Annotated in this window: 17 protein-coding genes; 10 read left to right on the top strand and 7 right to left on the bottom strand. The window is 68.3% G+C overall.

Annotated elements, in window-relative coordinates; all coding sequences use genetic code 11:
• Positions 1–8: 8 nt before the first annotated feature.
• Positions 9–1,376: a M15 family metallopeptidase gene (locus R8G01_20755; GenBank protein MDW3216434.1), complete on the bottom strand. Its 1,368-nt coding sequence runs from the start codon at positions 1,374–1,376 to the stop codon at positions 9–11.
• Between the two features lie 73 nt (positions 1,377–1,449).
• On the opposite strand from R8G01_20755, the gene lysS reads away from it, so the two are divergent.
• The 5 genes from lysS to R8G01_20730 all read left to right on the top strand — a co-directional run bounded on the left by lysS (position 1,450) and on the right by R8G01_20730 (position 6,720).
• A complete protein-coding gene (lysS, locus tag R8G01_20750; protein MDW3216433.1) occupies positions 1,450–3,012 on the top strand; it encodes a lysine--tRNA ligase in 1,563 nt (520 codons plus the stop codon).
• Positions 3,009–3,950, top strand: coding sequence for a 2,3,4,5-tetrahydropyridine-2,6-dicarboxylate N-succinyltransferase (gene dapD / locus R8G01_20745; GenBank protein MDW3216432.1), 942 nt, complete (start codon positions 3,009–3,011; stop codon positions 3,948–3,950). Before lysS ends, dapD begins: the two co-directional genes overlap by 4 nt.
• 26 nt (positions 3,951–3,976) lie before the next feature.
• Positions 3,977–4,360, top strand: coding sequence for a hypothetical protein (locus R8G01_20740; GenBank protein ID MDW3216431.1), 384 nt, complete (start codon positions 3,977–3,979; stop codon positions 4,358–4,360).
• An 88-nt stretch (positions 4,361–4,448) separates the two neighbouring features.
• Positions 4,449–5,783, top strand: coding sequence for a hypothetical protein (locus tag R8G01_20735; GenBank protein MDW3216430.1), 1,335 nt, complete (start codon positions 4,449–4,451; stop codon positions 5,781–5,783).
• A gap of 70 nt (positions 5,784–5,853) precedes the next feature.
• On the top strand, positions 5,854–6,720 hold the full coding sequence (locus R8G01_20730; GenBank protein ID MDW3216429.1) for a DMT family transporter: 867 nt from the start codon (positions 5,854–5,856) through the stop codon (positions 6,718–6,720).
• A 60-nt stretch (positions 6,721–6,780) separates the two neighbouring features.
• On the opposite strand, the gene R8G01_20725 is transcribed toward R8G01_20730, so the two are convergent.
• The 6 genes from R8G01_20725 to R8G01_20700 form a co-directional block, all read right to left on the bottom strand.
• Positions 6,781–7,380 carry an SIMPL domain-containing protein gene (locus tag R8G01_20725; protein ID MDW3216428.1) on the bottom strand — a complete coding sequence of 200 codons (600 nt, stop codon included), beginning with the start codon at positions 7,378–7,380 and terminating at the stop codon, positions 6,781–6,783.
• 47 nt (positions 7,381–7,427) lie between these two features.
• A complete protein-coding gene (locus R8G01_20720) occupies positions 7,428–7,751 on the bottom strand; it encodes a hypothetical protein (GenBank protein ID MDW3216427.1) in 324 nt (107 codons plus the stop codon).
• Between the two features lie 19 nt (positions 7,752–7,770).
• Complete coding sequence (locus tag R8G01_20715) at positions 7,771–8,433, bottom strand: DUF2461 family protein (protein ID MDW3216426.1); 663 nt, start codon at positions 8,431–8,433, stop codon at positions 7,771–7,773.
• Complete coding sequence (locus R8G01_20710; GenBank protein ID MDW3216425.1) at positions 8,430–8,861, bottom strand: SRPBCC domain-containing protein; 432 nt, start codon at positions 8,859–8,861, stop codon at positions 8,430–8,432. Before R8G01_20710 ends, R8G01_20715 begins: the two co-directional genes overlap by 4 nt.
• A complete protein-coding gene (locus R8G01_20705) occupies positions 8,858–9,190 on the bottom strand; it encodes a metalloregulator ArsR/SmtB family transcription factor (GenBank protein ID MDW3216424.1) in 333 nt (110 codons plus the stop codon). The genes R8G01_20710 and R8G01_20705 overlap by 4 nt, the downstream gene beginning before the upstream one ends.
• A 64-nt stretch (positions 9,191–9,254) precedes the next feature.
• The gene (locus R8G01_20700) at positions 9,255–10,625 is read right to left on the bottom strand and encodes an aminotransferase (GenBank protein MDW3216423.1); all 1,371 of its coding nucleotides are present in this window, start codon (positions 10,623–10,625) and stop codon (positions 9,255–9,257) included.
• Positions 10,626–10,688: 63 nt separating this feature from the next.
• Between R8G01_20700 and ligD the strand changes: the two genes are divergently transcribed.
• The 5 genes from ligD to R8G01_20675 all read left to right on the top strand — a co-directional run bounded on the left by ligD (position 10,689) and on the right by R8G01_20675 (position 16,576).
• Positions 10,689–11,711 (top strand): non-homologous end-joining DNA ligase, encoded by a 1,023-nt coding sequence (gene ligD / locus R8G01_20695; GenBank protein MDW3216422.1) that lies wholly within the window; start codon positions 10,689–10,691, stop codon positions 11,709–11,711.
• Positions 11,712–11,926: 215 nt separating this feature from the next.
• Entirely contained in the window at positions 11,927–12,406 is a 480-nt protein-coding gene (locus R8G01_20690) for a sigma-70 family RNA polymerase sigma factor (protein ID MDW3216421.1), read from the top strand.
• The gene (locus tag R8G01_20685; GenBank protein MDW3216420.1) at positions 12,403–14,451 is read left to right on the top strand and encodes a hypothetical protein; all 2,049 of its coding nucleotides are present in this window, start codon (positions 12,403–12,405) and stop codon (positions 14,449–14,451) included. Before R8G01_20690 ends, R8G01_20685 begins: the two co-directional genes overlap by 4 nt.
• Positions 14,452–14,642: 191 nt before the next feature.
• Positions 14,643–15,134 carry a sigma-70 family RNA polymerase sigma factor gene (locus tag R8G01_20680; GenBank protein ID MDW3216419.1) on the top strand — a complete coding sequence of 164 codons (492 nt, stop codon included), beginning with the start codon at positions 14,643–14,645 and terminating at the stop codon, positions 15,132–15,134.
• Positions 15,131–16,576 carry a hypothetical protein gene (locus tag R8G01_20675; protein ID MDW3216418.1) on the top strand — a complete coding sequence of 482 codons (1,446 nt, stop codon included), beginning with the start codon at positions 15,131–15,133 and terminating at the stop codon, positions 16,574–16,576. Before R8G01_20680 ends, R8G01_20675 begins: the two co-directional genes overlap by 4 nt.
• Positions 16,577–16,582 lie beyond the last annotated feature (6 nt).

The raw sequence follows: 16,582 nt of genomic DNA, 5'->3' as shown, positions 1-16,582 counted from the left end.
TCGACAGGCTACGGGGATGCTGCGTGGTCGTGGGACATTCCCTCGTCGCCCACGCCATCCGTCGACCCCGCGATCAGCACCCCGCGGCCCATGGCGACGCTTCCTGGTCCGGATGCCGTGAGTGCCGCACCGGTGACCACGTTCGGGCAGTAGGTCGACGGGAAGTCGATCTGATCGCGCGGTTCGCCGACCCACTCGAAATGCATGCCGTCGGGGCGGCGGAAGTTCCCACCCCATGCGAACCCGTGACGGCGGAAGATGCGCACGACGTCGCAGTGCATCTGCGGACGGCACCCGGCGCAGTTCGGCGTGGTGTTCGTGTCGAACGCCATGCCGTAGGTGTGCCGCGAGAGGAACCCGATCTGGCCGCTCACCCGACTGAAGCGAGGCACGTAGCAGCCCCCGGCCGAGTTGGCGTTCGCGACGTCGATCGCGCCCCCGAGCCCGGCCGCCGCGACTTCGGCCAGCGCGGCATGTAGGTCGTCGACGACCTCGACATGGCACTGTGCCCGGATCGGGATCGACTCGTCGAGGAGCACCCGCCCGTCGGTGAGGTTCTCGGCCTTCCAGGTCGGGTGCATCGTGACCGAACCGTCCGCCGTGAAGCGGTACCACGGTTCGCCGAGCGCGACCTTCGTGCGCGCCGTACTGAGCGTGTCGTCGGGATCCTGCGGGTCCCAGCTCCGGTTGACCTTGGTGTCCTGGCGACCGACCAGACCCTCGGCCTCCACCGCGGCATCGAACGCAGCACGGTCGTCGAACCCGTAGATCACGGCCCGGGTGTCGTTGGTCGCACCCAGCTGATCGGCGACGTCGTACGCGAACACGAGCTCGGCCCAGCCGACCTGGTCGTACGGCCGGATGCCGCCGATCGTGAGCGGCACGGCCGAACCGTCCGCGGACTGCATCACCACCACGTCACCCACCTCGGCACCGGTCAGCTCGGCCGTCACCTCGTTCATCACGACCTCGTCGGGTCCGAGCACGGCGGTGACGTCGGCGCCCATGACCCGCCCGATCGACCCACGGGGCATCGAGATGTACACCATCGGGATCAGGTACCCGCCGGGTGGCGCGTGCACGGTCGCCCCGTCACGGGTGATCGCTCGCATGCCGAGCGAACCGCTGCGCCCGACCGAGGCCGTGCCGCCGATGCGGCGGGCGACACGATCGGACGCCTCGACCACGGCCCGGTCGACGTCGCCGACGTCGAACACGACGGCGAGATCGCCCATGGGCTGCACCGAGCGCTCGGCCGGCGCGGTCACCGTGGCCGGCGCGTCGAGCGCGGCCGCCCACACGATCGATCCGCCGAGCAGCGAGGCGGTGGCGATCACCGTCGCGACGACGCGACGGGAGTACGGGCGGGCGGACATGGCGCGTCATCGTACGAACTGTTCGCCAACCACGGGTGTCGCCCCGCAGGCGAACCGCTACGGTCTCTGACTCGTGAGCGACAGCACCGACGACCAGAACCAGTCGACCGGAAGCGGACTCGTCGCCGAGAAGGCACGGCGTCTCGAACGCATCGCCGAGCTGCGCGACCAGGGCGTCGAGCCGTACCCCTACCGCTTCGACCGTTCGCACACGCTGTCCGAGGTCCGGGCCGAATGGGGCGACCTCGAAGCCGGCACCGAGACCGAGCACGAGGTGGCCGTCGCGGGTCGTGTCATGCTCAAGCGCGACACCGGCAAGTTGGTGTTCGCGACGATTCGCGACCGTGGCGACGAGATCCAGCTGTTCGTCAGCAAGGCCGTCACCGGCGACGACCACTTCGCCGATGTCAAGGCGCTCGACCTCGGCGACTGGGTCGGCGTCAGCGGCACGGTCATGACGACCCGCAAGGGCGAACTGTCGGTCAAGGCGGTCACGGTCCAGCTCCTGTCGAAGGCCGTGCGCCCGATGCCCGACAAGTGGCACGGGTTGACCGACACCGACACCCGGTTCCGGCAGCGGTACGCCGACCTGATCGTCAACGACGAGGCACGGCGCGCATTCGAGATCCGCCACGAGGTCATCGCCAGCTTCCGCCGCACGCTCCACGGCCACGGGTTCATCGAGGTCGAGACACCGGTGCTGCACGTCGAGGCCGGCGGCGCCCACGCGCGACCGTTCGTCACGCACCACAACGCGCTCGACATGGACCTGTACCTGCGGATCGCGCTCGAGCTGCACCTCAAGCGGCTGATCGTCGGCGGCATGGAGCGAGTGTTCGAGATCGGGCGGATCTTCCGCAACGAGGGCATCTCGACGCGGCACAACCCCGAGTTCACGATGATGGAGCTCTACCAGGCGTTCGGCGACTGGAACGAGGTCATGGACATCACCGAGGAGCTCGTCACCCAGGCCGCCCGCGATGCGATCGGCACCACCGTGCTGACCATCCGGGGCCAGGAGATCGATCTCGCCGAGCCGTGGCCACGCAAACGGATGATCGACTTCGTCGGCGACGCCATCGGCCGCGAGGTACATCCCTCCCAACCGATCGACGAACTCCGTGCGCTCGCACGTGAACACGGCGTTCGATACGAGGACCGGTGGGGTGGCGGCAAGCTCGTCGAAGAGCTGTTCGAGGCGCTGTGCGAGGCCGACATCGTGCGTCCCACCTTCGTGACCGGCCATCCGACCGAGATCTCGCCGCTGGCCCGCACCGACCGCGACGACCCGTGGTTGACCGAGCGTTTCGAGATCTTCGTCGACTCGCGTGAGCTCGGCAACGGCTACTCCGAGCTCAACGACCCCGTCGAACAGCGCGCCCGGTTCGAAGACGAACAGGCCGCCAAGGAAGCCGGTGACGCCGAAGCCGGCACGGTCGACGAGGACTACCTGCGGGCGCTCGAGTACGGCATGCCGCCGACCGGCGGTCTCGGGATCGGCATGGACCGCGTCGCGATGCTGATCGCCGGCGTCGATTCGATCAAGGAAGTGATCCTGTTCCCGACGCTGCGTCACGAACAGGACGGCCCGACGGACGACCCGCACGACGACGCGGACGAAGGAGACGACTCATGACACGGATGGCTTGGGGTGCCGGTCTGACGACCGTCGACGCCGACGGAACGGTGCTCGACGCCTGGTTCCGATGGTTCGGCTGGGGCGAGTACGGCGACGACGAGATGATGCGCGAACACGCGATCGACGAACAGCTCGGTCTGCGCGACGAGCGCGACGAACTGCGCAACGTGACGATCCGCCCGATCCGGCTCTCGATCGACGTCGACGAGGCTCCGGCATCCGTCGCCGACGGCTACCTGCGGCTCCACCTCCTGTCCGGCCGGCTCGCCGCCCCGCACTCGCTCAACCTCGACGGCATCTTCGGCGCGCTCACGAACGTGGCGTGGACCAGCCTCGGCCCGGTGGCGATCGGCGAGCTCGAGGCCGTTCGGCTACGGGCTCGTAAGGCCGGCCAGACCGTGCGCGTCCACGGTGTCGACCGGTTCCCGGCCATGCTCGACTACGTCGTGCCGTCGGGCGTGCGGATCGCCGACGGGACCCGGGTCCGGCTCGGCGCCCACCTGGCCGAGGGCACGGTCGTGATGCACGAGGGCTTCTGCAACTTCAATGCCGGCACGCTGGGCACCTCGATGGTCGAGGGACGCATCTCGGCCGGTGTGGTGGTCGGCGACGGTTCCGACGTCGGCGGCGGTGCCTCGATCCAGGGCACGTTGTCGGGCGGCGGCACCGAGACGATCTCGGTCGGCGAACGCTGCCTGCTCGGAGCGAACTCCGGCATCGGCATCAGCCTCGGCGACGACTGCGTGGTCGAGGCCGGCCTGTACGTGACGGCGGCGACGCCGGTCCTGACGCCCGACGGCGTGGTCAAGGCTCGCGAGCTCTCCGGTATCAGCAGCGTGATGTTCATCCGCGACGGCCAGACCGGTCAGGTCAGCGCCCGCCCGAGGTCACGATCGTGGGGCGAACTCAACGCCGACCTCCACGCCAACGACTGAACCACCATCGAGACCACAGGAGTCACGTGAACACAGCACCAGAGTCGACTCGACGATTCGCCATCCGGTACACCGGCGCCAACAAGGCGATGGCCCTCATCGGGCTCCGACCGTCGAACAGCCACGTCGTCGTCGGTCCGACCGACGTGACGATCCACATGGGGTGGGCGTTCCACACGTCGATCCCACGGACCTCGATCACGGCGGCCGAGGACGACCACGATCGGGTGCTCGGCTGGGGTGTCCACGGCTGGCGCGGCAAGTGGCTCGTCAACGGCTCGTCCACGCAGATCGTGCGGCTCACGGTCGAACCGGCGACACGCGGCCGAGTCGCCGGATTCCCGGTCCGGGTCCAGCAGGTCCGGGTCTCGGTCGAGGATCCATCGGGCCTGATCGCCGCCCTCGGCTGACGGCGAGCCGAGACCCGTCGAGCGGGGGTCGACAGCCATCCGACCGAGCGGTACCGTGGCATCCCATCACGACTGGGGGGTCATGACCATGAAGAGATCACTGACGTGGAAGATCGCGGCGCTGGTGCCGATGCTGATCACGACGGCGCTGGTGCCACACGTCGCCGATGCCGACGAACACGGCCCGTGGTTCGTCGATCCGACCACCTTGCCGTTCACTCCGTTGACCGGAGCGACGGCGACCTGGGGCGTGCTCGACCATGCCGGTTACCGCATCGAGGTGCCCGAGAACTGGAACGGCGAACTCGTCATGTGGGCACACGGGTATCGAGGCGAGGGCTTCGAGCTCACCGTCGACAACCCGCCGATCCGCCGGCACCTCGTCGAACGCGGTTACGCCTGGGCAGCGTCCAGCTACGCCGAGAACTCGTACAACATCCTGACCGGCGTCGAGAGCACCGAGACACTCGCCAGGTTCGCGAGCGACGAGGTCCTGCCGTCGGCCCCGGCTCGGACGTATCTGGCCGGGGCATCGATGGGCGGGCACATCACGGGCGTCTCGATCGAGCGGTACGACATCTACGACGGCGCGATGCCCATCTGCGGCGTCATGGGCGACTTCGAACTGTTCGACTACTTCCTCGACTTCAACCTCGCGGCGCAGCAGCTCGCGCTCGGCGAGAGCAACCATCCCGTCGAGACCGCCGAGTACTTCGGCACCACCGTGCCGACGATCAAGGCCGAACTGGAAGGCGTCCCGGGAGGCTTCCCCTTCCTGCTCAGCGAGACGGGCGAGCAGTTCAAACAGCTGGTCGAGCTCCGCTCGGGCGGCGACCGGCCCAACTTCGACGAGGCGTTCGCCTACTGGAACGGGTTCCCGACCGCCACCGGCTTCGGCAACTTCCTGTTCGACCTCGGAGACGGTGACGGTTCGTTGCCGAACACCGACGGCGCATCGGTCGTCGACAACTCGACGACCCGCTACCAGCTCGACCTGTCACCCGGGCGCAACGCCGCCGAGCGAGCACTCGATCGCGACATCGCTCGCGTCGCCCCCGATGCCGGGGCGCGCGACAACGGCGAGGCGATCACCGGCGATATCGACGTCCCGGTGCTGAGCCTCCACAACCTGGGCGATCTCTTCGTGCCGTTCTCGATGGAGATCGACTACGAACAGGACGTTCGCCGGAACGGCAACAAGCAACTCCTGGTCCAGCGCGCGATCCGTGGCGTCGGCCACTGCGACTTCACGCCACTGGAGTTGACCACCGCATTCGACGACCTGACCCACTGGGTCGAGACCGGGCAGCGGCCCGAGGGCGACGACGTCCGGCACCCGAAGTCGGTCGCCGCCGACGACTTCGGCTGCCGTTTCAGCGACCCGGACCTGTCGCTCCACACCTTCGCAGCACCCTGTCCGTAGTCGATCGACATCGTCGTCCGGGTGCCGACAGCACCCGGACGACGATCGCCGGAGCCGTCATACTGGCCGGGTGATCGACGGTCGAGAGCGAGGCTGGGCGCTGGCCGGCATCGGCATGCTGCTGGTGTCGACCGACTCGTTCTTCGTCCGGCGTGCCGACTTCGACTCGTGGACGATCTCGTTCCTCTTCGCCTGCGCGTCGACGGTCGCGCTCGGTGCGTACTTCCTGGTCTCGACCCGCGAGCCGATCCGCCGGACGCTGGGACGTGAGCCGTGGTCGCTGGCCGGCCTCGCCCTCCTGTCGAGCGCCACCCAGATCGCATTCGTCGCCGCCATCAACCACACCGCTGTCGCGAACGTCGTCGTGATCGTCGCGGCCACGCCGATCGTTTCGGCCGGACTCGCCTGGTTGCTGTTGCGGGAACGCACGAGCCGGCGCGTCGCGGCAGCGATCGTCGCCACCGTGGCCGGAGTCGTCATCGTGGTCGGCGGATCGTTCGGGAGCCCGACGCTCGACGGCGACCTGTTGGCGATCCTCGCCGTGGTGCTCGTCTCGCTCAGCCTGGTGCTGTGGCGCCGCTCCCCCGGCATCGACCGACCGTTGGCGCTGGCGCTCAGTTCGGCCACCATGGCGCTCGTCACCGCCCCGTTCGCGTCGGTCGGATCGGCTCCGATGCGGGTCTTCGTGGCGGCCGGGCTCATGGGGTTGATCTTCAACCCCCTGGGTCGGCTCTCGTACACGACCGCGCCGCGGTATGCGCCGACCGCCGAGGTCGCACTGTTCACCCCGGTGGAGACGGTCGCAGCGACGCTCTGGGCGTGGCTGTTCTTCTCCGAGCGCCCATCGACCACCACCGTGCTCGGGGGCGTGATCGTGTTGGGAGCCGTGCTCGCCGGCACCGTCGGCGGCCGACGACCGCGCCTGCCACCGAGCTGACCCGCCCGGAACCGAGCGGTCGGGCGGTACCCGTGCCGTTCCGGTTGACAGGCGCCGGGGTCAGCTCGGGTCGATCAGTCGGTAGGTGACGTTGACGTCGATCCGCACCTGCTGCTGCCCGGCCTCGACGGGTGTGCCGCGCAACCCCCGGCTCTCCATCGCCATCACCGTGGGTGTTTGGTACCCGCTGGATTCGTCGATCGTGAGGACCTCGCCGACCGCTGCGCCGCCCGCCGACGCCAGTTGTGTCGCGATCTCGAGCGCCGCCGCCATCGCCGCCGCCCGCAGTTGCGGCAGGTGTTCGCTCGGATCGGCGACGGAGAAGTTCACGCCGTGCAGCGTCACGTCGGGGCCACCGGCCGCGACCATCGCGTCGATCACGCCACCGAGCAACCCGAGATCGCGGGCGACGACGACGAGGTCGTTGCTGCCCTGGTAGCCGTGCTCGGTCGGGTGGAGGTTCGGGCCGCGGGTCCGCAGGTCGGAGCGATCCACGCCTGCCGCGACGGCGGCCTCGATGATCCGGTGGAGCGATTCGTTGGCGCGTGCCAGCACCTCCTGCGCATACGCACCGCGTGTGACGACGCCGCAGTTCACGTTCGCGACGTCGGGCTCCACCGACGCCACCGCACTGCCGACCACCGAGATCTTCCGCTTCACCACCTCAGTGTGCCAACGGCGCTGCGGCAGGGGTGGGACCCACCGACTCACCCGGGAGCGACGAAGGCCACGCCCTCGCGCAGGAGCGAACGCCAGCGGCGGCGATCGCGCTTCGGGATCGAGACCCACTCACGAAACACCTTCTTGGCGGGCGCGAACGGCTCGCCGATGCCCGCTGCGATGAGTTCGTCGACGCGCGTGCGCGGCAGCTTCACGACCATGCCGGACCCTCGGTAGCCGACCAGACCCAGGAACTCACCCGCCACGCGGACGCAGCGCCCGTTCATGATGGTTCCCTCCTCGACCCTCGGGTCCTCGAGCTGCAGCTCCTCGATCAGCTCCCAGAACACATCTTCGTCGGTCTGTGGCATGACGTCTCCTCTCGTCGGGTCAGGCGACCAGGTTGGCGATCAGCCATCGGTGGACGGGCAGCAGTGCCGCCAGCCGATCGGCGCACCAGTCGGTGAAGTCGGGGGTATCGACCGAGTCGGGCAGGTCGTCGATGAACCGGACCTGGAATCCGGTGTGTCGGAGGAGGTCGGCCCGCGGATGGTCGGCAGCGAACGGCGCCGGAACCTTCTTGACCTGATCGCCGGCCACCTCGGCGGCTCGCTCGCGCTCGAGCTCGTCGAGTTCGAGTTCGAGCGCCGCGCCGACATCACCGCCGATCGCATGACGCCACCGCTCCCGCACCGTAGGCGTGAACCCGATGCCGCTCGCGAATCCGACCCGCGACGAGTCGACCCGGATCCAGACCATCGGCGACGCCTTCTTGTCGGCACCCTCCCAGGCGGTGAGCAGGAGATGGTCCTTGTACCGGGCGGCACCGGCGGGAGCGAATCGGAGGTCGCGGTGGAGCGGCGAGACCGAGCTGCGTGGCACCACGGTGAGGTCGGCGTCGAGCCGGTCGGCGACCGCCGCGATCAGGCTCGCACCCGGTCGGGTGACGCCGGCCGCCAGCTCGGCCTTGTGCGCCGCGTACGCCTCGACGGACATCCCCGGGAGCCGGCCGAGCAGTGCGATCGCGGCCGGGTCGAATCCGGTGAAGTTCACTGCTCACCCCCGACTCCGGCCACCGACCCGCGCTCGGCCCGCTCGGCCAGCAGATCGGTGAACGTTCGCCACCCCCCGGTGTGCTGCTCGGCCATCTCGGGCGTGAGTCCTTCGTGGCGAACGGTGAGCCGGGTCGCTGCACCGCGGGCGGCGAGTTCGATCGTGACGACGCTCGAGTCGATCGGCACCGGGAACCCGCCGCGTTCCCAGCCGTACGTGTAGGACAGTCGCCGCATCGGCGAGACCTCCCGAACGGTGCCGGCGACGATCCACCCGTTGTCGTGCTCCCAGCGGATCGTGCCGCCGACTCGCAGGTCGACCTCGGCCTCGACGGCCATCCACTCACGCAGGCCGTCGGCGGTACTGACGAGCGCCCAGACCAGATCGACCGGCGCCGCGATGAGTCGATCGCACCCCGCGAGGATCACGATGCCGCCTGCCGCTGCCTGGCAGCTCGCTCCGCGACATCGGCCAAGCGGTCGACAGCGTCCGACCAGTAGCCGTCGAAGTAGCCACGGAGCTCCAACAGCGCATCGGTGTCGGCCCGGTACAGGCGCCGTCGACCATCTGGCTCGACCGACACGAGCCCGGCGTCGCGCAAAACGGCGAGGTGCTGGCTGACGGCCGGCTGTGAGATCGCCAGTTGTTCGGCGAGCGCGCCGACCGGCTGCGCCTCGTCGCGCACGAGGCGCAGGAGCGTGCGCCGGGTCGGGCTGGCCAGCGCTCTGAATCCGTCGTCGTTCGCCACGAACGACATATAAGCACATTCGCATGCGTTCGGCAAGATGCCCGACCAGCGGTCGACCCTCCGGCTCGGCGGATCAGCTCAGTTGCGCACGCACCTCGACGATCGCGTCGCGCAACGTCGCCACGATCCGGTCGACGTCGTCCCGGTCGATGACGAGCGGTGGCGACATCACGTTGAGGTGCACCATCGGCCGCACGATCAAGCCGCGGGGCTCGCACGCGTTCGCGACCAGCTTGCCGACGTCGAGCTCCTCCGGGTAGTGCCGTCGCGTCTCCCGGTCCTCGACGAACTCGACGCACGCCATCAGGTGCGAGCCGCGCACGTCGCCGACCATCGGGAGGTCGGCCAGCGTCGCGAGTTGCTCCTGGAAGTACGGGCCGATCTCGCGGACGTGCTCGAGCAAGCCCTCCCGTTCGATGATCTCGATGTTCTTCAGCGCGGCGGCACACGAGACCGGGTGCCCCGAGTACGTGAACCCGACCGCGAAGTAGCGATCGTGCCCGGTCTCGGCGATCACGTCGTAGATCCGGTCGCTGACGATCGTCGCCCCGAGTGGGAGGTAGCCCGAGGTCAGCCCCTTGGCGCTCGTGATGATGTCGGGCACGATCCCGAACACCGACTCCGACGCGAACCACTCGCCGAGCCGACCGAACCCGGTGACCACCTCATCGGAGACGTAGACTATGTCGTGCTCGCGACACAGCGCGTGCAGCCGCTGCAGGTAGTCGGCCGGCGGCATGATCACGCCACCCGACCCCATGATCGGTTCGGCGAAGAAGGCCGCGATGTTCGCCGGACCCAGCTCGTCGATCTTCGCCCGGAACTCGGCGACGAGATCATCGGCGAACTCCTGCTCGGTGCGCCCGTCGCCGTACGCGTACCGGTTCGGCGATGACAGGTGATGGATCGTGTCCTCGATGTACTCGAACCCGGGCACACGGTCGCCGGGCTTGCCGCCGATCGAGACCGAGGCGTAGGTGGTGCCGTGGTACGCGTCGACGCGGCTTAGGACGTGGCGCTTCTCCGGGGTACCGCGCACGTACTGGTAGAACTGGATCAGCCGGTACGCCGCATCGACGGCGGTCGAACCGCCGGTCGACAGGAAGACCCGGTTCAGGTCTCCGGGCGCGAGCTCGGCGAGCTTCTCGCACAGGAGCCCTGCCGGACCGTTGGTCATGTCGACGAACGGATTCGCGTACGCCAGCTCGCGCACCTGCTGCGCGATGGCGTCGGCCATCTCGTCGCGGCCCAGGCCGATGTTGGTGCACCACATGCCGCCGACCGCGTCGAGGTACTCGCGCCCGTCGGAGTCGACCAGATGGGCACCGGCACCGCGGTCGATCGGCAGCACGTCGTCGACCATCACGGTGTCGAACACCTGGTACGGGTGGATGAGGTGCCGTCGATCTCGCTCGACGATCTCGGAGGTGGTGCCTGCGTCCATGCCGCATCGTGTCACGGCGCGCATGGTGTCCGTCGCCGCCCACGTCGGGCGTAGGGTTCGGTCATGCCGAAGGAGGATCACGGGGAACCGGTCGAACTGGTGGCCGATGGCCGCCCGGTCACGATCAGCAGCCCGGACAAGGTGCTGTTCCCGAAGCTCGGCCTGACCAAGCTCGACCTCGCGGAGTACTACCTCGCGGTCGGTGAGCCGCTGATGCGTTGGATTCGCAACCGGCCGGTGCTCCTCGAGCGGTACCCGAACGGGGTGGGGCAGAAGTCGTTCTTCCAGAAGCGGATCCCCGACTCGGCGCCCGATTGGCTGACCACCACGACGGTGCAGACCATCAACGGCACCGAATCGCGAGCCCTCGTGATCGCCGACCTCGCACATGTGCTGTGGGCGGCGAACCAGGGTGTGCTCGGCCTCCACGTGTGGCAGTACACCGCCGACAAGCCACAGTGGGCCGACGAGCTGCGGATCGACCTCGACCCGTCGCCGGGCCAGACGTTCGACCACATCCGCGAGGCAGCGATGCACGTCCGGCTGTACTTCGCCGAACTCGGTATCCGTTCGTACGTCAAGACCACCGGCAGCAAGGGGCTGCACATCTACGTGCGCGTCGTCGACGGATACGACTCGTTCGCCGTGCGGGGCGCTTCGGTCACCGTCGCTCGAGAGCTCGCCCGTCGGCACCCCGACCTGATCACCGACGAGTGGTGGAAGGAACTGCGCGACGGCCGGGTGTTCGTCGACTTCAACCAGAACGCTCCGCACAAGAACGTGTTCGGTGCGTGGGGTGTGCGTCCACGGGTCGGTGCCCAGGTGTCCACCCCGTTCGAGTGGGACGAGTTGATGGACGTGATGCCCGACGAGCTGACGATGCTCACCGTGCCCGACCGTCTCGCCGAGCGCGGCGACCCGTGGGCCGACATGGACGACGAGCCGCAGGAGATCGGTCCACTCGTCGAGCGGTTCGCCGACGACATCGCCGACGGCATCCCCGACGCACCGTGGCCGCCGGTGTACCCGAAGATGCCGAACGAGGCGCCGAGGGTCCAGCCCAGCCGCGCCAAGCAGTCGGACTGACCCGTGATCGCGAGTTGTGCCAGGAGGTCGAGCGGATAGGTGAGGCTCTGCCGAACCTGGCCGCTCGACACTCCCAATGGATACGGGGAGGAATCAGCGGAATGAAAAGGAGCGGAGCGACCTATCCGCTGATCCTCCAGGCACAACTCGCGATCTTTTCTGGGGTGGGTGCAACGCTTTCGCGCCGTCGGGCGCCGTAGATGGTGATGGGGTACGTGCGAGACACCGAGGCCGTGGCGGTCCGACAGGGGCCCGCCGCCACGCTCGAGGTCTTGTACCGCGCCGAGTACACCGGCATGGTACGGCTCGCATTCACGCTCATCGGGAACAACGCAGAGGCGGAGGAGGTCGTTCAGGACTCGTTCCTGGAGATCTCGCGACGCTTCGACGACCTGGGACAACCCGGCGCCTACCTGCGCACCGTCGTGGTGAGCAGGTGCCGGTCAGTACTTCGACGCCGCCGCCTCATGCGCCAGAACCCACCGACTCGACCGTCGGACCTTCCTCCGGAGGTCGAGTCGCTGTGGGACGTCCTGGAGCAACTTCCCGAACATCAACGCATCGCGGTCGTACTCCGGTACTACTGCGGATACCGGGCCGCTGAGATCGCCAAGATCACCGACCAGCCCGCCGCCACCGTCCGATCGCACCTGCGACGGGCGATGAAGTCGATGCGCAAGGAGCTCACACCATGAGTCGCTTCGAAGACACGCTTCAGCGCGACCTCCACGTGATCGCCGACCGAGCCGCCCCGTCACCCCACGCCTGGCAGCAGATCCAACGCCGGATCATCGACCAGGACCCACCTCAGGAGACGGAGATCATCATGCTCACGGACAACACCACCAGGCCCCGACGCTGGCCCGTGCTCGCGGCGGCAGCCGCGGTACTGGCGCTCGTCATCGGCGGCGTCGCCCTCGTCAACCGCAATGACGACGCCAACGACCCGGCCGACACGCCGACGCCCGAGACCATCGCCATCCCCGAACCGGACGACGATGTCGACACCGGGCCCGACACCGGGCCGGACACCGACGGCGCCGATCCGACACCGACACCGGAGGCGGAGACCGATCAGAATGCGGCGGGAGAGGCGGCAGCAGCGACCGTGCCGCGCTCGATGTCGCTCGCCGGCACGTTGTCCGCTGTCCTGGACTTCGTCCCGTCGGGAGATGACGGTGCCGGCAGCTTCAGCGGCGACGACGTCATCACCGGAGACCTCCTTGGCACCGCCCTCGCCGAAGGGAGCTACCGAATCAACGATGCCGACGACGGCCTCGTCGGGAACAACCACCTCGTCCTCGATGTCAGGATCACCGACATCGGCGAGGGCCGGCTGATCATCGACGAGCAATGGACATCGAAGTACACCGGGGCCTCCGAGCACACCGGCGTCGTCACCGCCGGCACCGGCGATTTCTTCGGTGCGACCGGCACCTGGAGTTACCTGGCCCCCGACGGCCGCGACAACCCCGCGACCGACAAAGTCGAGACGGCCGGCGACTACTCGCTCGAGTTGACCCTTCCATCACAGGCCGACGCCGACCGGGGTTGGACCGTCGACCAAGGCGGCGTCATCACCATCGGCGGCGCCTCGCGCTCGATCACGACGTTCACACCGATCGACGACGGCGACCCGGACACCGTCACGTCGGTGTCCACGGCCACCCACACCGACGCTGGCGGGGCCGTCGCCCGGCGCGGGGTCGGCCACCGGGTGGACCCGGACTCGAGGACCTCGTTCGGGATCGGCCGCGACACCCAGGAGCTGACACTCGACGGCTTCGGCACGGGCACCCTGGAATGGGTCGTCTTCTGGAGCCAAGACCCGCACCTGTCCAGCCGGCACTACCTCACCGGAGCCACGGGCGCATTCGATGGCTACACGGGCAGCTTGATCGCCTACGGAGGCCCCGCGGGCATCGACGTCGATTGGTCGGGGGTCACGACGCTCGTGCCGGGGCCGAGGATGCAACACGTCACGGCGACGGGCAGTTGGTCAGACGAGGGGTACGCCGAGACACCCCGCACTGGCGACAGCACGCTGGATGTCACGTACACGACCACGTTCGTCGGCGTGTTGGACGGCATCGGACAGGGCACCGGGACGCGCACACCGCACGAGACCGACACCGGCAGCGACGGCGGTGCAGTCGTCGAGTTCACCGGCTCGGTGGCCGGCATCGGCGAGGGGACCATGACGTTCCGGGAGATCTACTCGACCGGAACCGGACCGTTCTTCTCGGTCGCCGCCATCACCGACGGAACCGGCGACCTGGCGGGAGCACGCGGCTTCGTGCAGTTCGAGACCGGGGGCTACCAGCTCGACATCGAGGTTCCCGACGTCCCGGCCGAACCGTCGAGGGTGTTCGAGCTGACGACGTCGTCCAGCGACTCCGACATCGTCGAGAGCGTGCAGGAAGACGGGTCACTCCTGCGGACCGGCGTGACCACCTACACCGGGCAGCTGACCGGCCAGGCACCTTGGGTCGGGACCAGCGTCTCGGACAACGGCATCGACACCACGAACATCGACCGGCCGTTCTCGGGCACGATCGAAGGCGTCGGCACCGGCACGCTCGTACTCCGCACCGTGTCTCGCGTCGACGAGTCGGGGTACCGGTCGGAAGCGGCCGCCATCATCGGCGGCACGGGCGATTTCCTGGGCGCCGGCGGATGGATGCTGGCGCAGGGGTCCGAGCTCGAGGCCACGGCCACCGTCGAGCTGCACCTCCCCTGAACACACCGAACTGACGCGGCGTCGCCGTCGGGATCTGACGGATCTCGACGGCGGCCTCGCGTGGCCCGCGAGTCGACACCGCGGCCCACGTGCAACACTGAGGCGGCTCGGTTCGTGCCGTGATCGTCGACACCGGAAATTTCTTTGCATCACTTCTTCGGTCTCGGACGACGTAGAGGGTGATGGAGAGAATGCGACAGTCCGAGAACGTGGCGGTCCGACAGGGGCCCGCCGCCACGCTCGAGGTGCTGTACCGCGCCGAGTACACCGGCATGGTGCGTCTCGCATTCACGCTCATCGGGAATGCTGCCGAAGCCGAAGAGGTCGTCCAAGAGTCTTTCGTGGACATCTCGATCCGACTCGACGACCCGGACACCCGGATTGGGAAGCCCGGCGCGTATCTCCGCACCATCGTGGTGGGCAGGTGCGGGTCGGTCATCCGACGACGACGGCTGATGCAGATGCACCCACCGGAGCCACCGGCCGACCTTCCAGCGTCGGCCGAGTTGCTCTGGGACGTGCTGCACATCCTTCCCGAGCATCAACGCATCGTCGTGGTGTTGAAGTACTACGGCGGTTACCGGGCCTCTGAGATCGCCAGGATCACCGAGCAGCCAGCGGCGACCGTCAGGTCACATCTGCGACGAGCGTTGGCCACCATGCGAAAGGAGCTCACGCCATGAGTCGCTTCGACGAACAATTCGACCACGACCTCAGCGTGATCGCCGAGCGGGTCTCTCCATCTCCGACTGCCTGGGAGGAGATCCAACAGCGGATCGCCGACCGGGCACCCAACACCGAAACGGAGATCATCATGCTCACGGACAACACACTCACCAAGCGACGTTGGCCCCTCGTCGCGGCGGCCGCCGCCGTTGCTGCGCTGGCCATCACCGGGATCGCCCTCGTCAATCGAGGCGACGGCGAGGAACTCCCTGCCGACGTACCCACACCGACCGTCGCTCCCGACGGCGCCGACGAACAGACCACCGATTCCGCAACACCCGACGAGCAGACCGCCGACGGGCAGCTCACGGGTGAACCGATCGCCGAGCCCTCGGCACCGCCGTTCCCGGCTGTCGGGGTGCTGGTCGATCCGGGCGTGTACGCCAGCGCTGCCATCGGCACGCCGTTCACGATCGAGTTGGGTGAGGGCTCCACCGCACCGTGGACCGTGATCTCGAACGACGAGAACGGCGTCCAGATCTGGTCGGACGACACCGCCCGAGAATTCATCGCGCTCGGACGGATCGGATCATGGATGAACTTCGACGAGGCCCGCGACGAGCAACATCGGGGCGCAGGCAGCATTCCTGGCGACGACCTCGACGGCTGGATCGCGGCCAACGGGGTCATCGTCGTCGACAGCGCCGAGGTCGAGGTCGGCGGCCGGCCGGCGAAGTACCGCCAGGTCCGGCTCGACACCACACCTGGTGCGACCGCCGACTGGTGCCCGCCCAGCGAGGTGCCGTGCCTGTGGGCAGCCAATGGATCAGCCGACCTGGTCGCTGACGACCAGACGCCGGTGCCGTTCGCCCGTGACCGACTGCATTCGATCTGGCTCGTCGACATGGGCGAGTTCGAACCGGTCGTGATCCTGGCGATCCCCAACCTGGATGACGAGGAAGCATGGTTCGCCGACATCGTTCAGCCGATCGTCGACAGCATCGTGTTCGGTGAGCCGGCACCCGTGATCGAGGGCGGCACCGCTCGGGTGCCGCTGCGGGAGCAGTTCTTCGCTTCGTACACTACGCCGCGCAGCGAAGGAACCGAGCTGGCCGACGGGACGATCGAGCGCTCCGGCACCTTCACGATCACCGGCGACCTGACCGGCGAGATCGCTTCCACCGGCATCGAACTCACGCCGGCGAACGGTTACGACGACCTCGTGTTCACGGGCACGATCGACGGCATCGGCACCGGGACACTCACGATGTACCAGGAGTGGACCGGCAGTGCGAACGGCGACATCTCGTTCACCACGACGATCACCGATGCGACCGGCGACTTCACCGGTATCACCGGCCGCATGATCACCGCGTTGGACCAGCCCGACGAATCGGGCCCCGAGCCGGTCTACACCGCCCGTGTGACGTTCTTGCTCGCGATTCCCGTCACGGGCTGAGCGATC

The sequence above is a fragment of the Ilumatobacteraceae bacterium genome, from assembly GCA_033344875.1.
Taxonomy (GTDB): Bacteria; Actinomycetota; Acidimicrobiia; order Acidimicrobiales; family Ilumatobacteraceae; genus Ilumatobacter.
The sequence above is the reverse complement of the archived record's forward strand: the minus strand, read 5'-3'. Positions and strand labels throughout refer to the sequence as shown.

Excerpts from the sequence above, each read along its gene's own strand:
- R8G01_20755 (MDW3216434.1), bottom strand. The coding sequence starts at position 1,376 with ATGTCCGCCCGCCCGTACTCCCGTCGCGTCGTCGCGACGGTGATCGCC.
- dapD (MDW3216432.1), top strand. The coding sequence starts at position 3,009 with ATGACACGGATGGCTTGGGGTGCCGGTCTGACGACCGTCGACGCCGAC.
- R8G01_20735 (MDW3216430.1), top strand. The coding sequence starts at position 4,449 with ATGAAGAGATCACTGACGTGGAAGATCGCGGCGCTGGTGCCGATGCTG.
- R8G01_20720 (MDW3216427.1), bottom strand. The coding sequence starts at position 7,751 with ATGCCACAGACCGACGAAGATGTGTTCTGGGAGCTGATCGAGGAGCTG.
- R8G01_20705 (MDW3216424.1), bottom strand. The coding sequence starts at position 9,190 with ATGTCGTTCGTGGCGAACGACGACGGATTCAGAGCGCTGGCCAGCCCG.
- R8G01_20700 (MDW3216423.1), bottom strand. The coding sequence starts at position 10,625 with ATGGACGCAGGCACCACCTCCGAGATCGTCGAGCGAGATCGACGGCAC.
- ligD (MDW3216422.1), top strand. The coding sequence starts at position 10,689 with ATGCCGAAGGAGGATCACGGGGAACCGGTCGAACTGGTGGCCGATGGC.
- R8G01_20685 (MDW3216420.1), top strand. The coding sequence starts at position 12,403 with ATGAGTCGCTTCGAAGACACGCTTCAGCGCGACCTCCACGTGATCGCC.
- R8G01_20680 (MDW3216419.1), top strand. The coding sequence starts at position 14,643 with ATGCGACAGTCCGAGAACGTGGCGGTCCGACAGGGGCCCGCCGCCACG.
- R8G01_20675 (MDW3216418.1), top strand. The coding sequence starts at position 15,131 with ATGAGTCGCTTCGACGAACAATTCGACCACGACCTCAGCGTGATCGCC.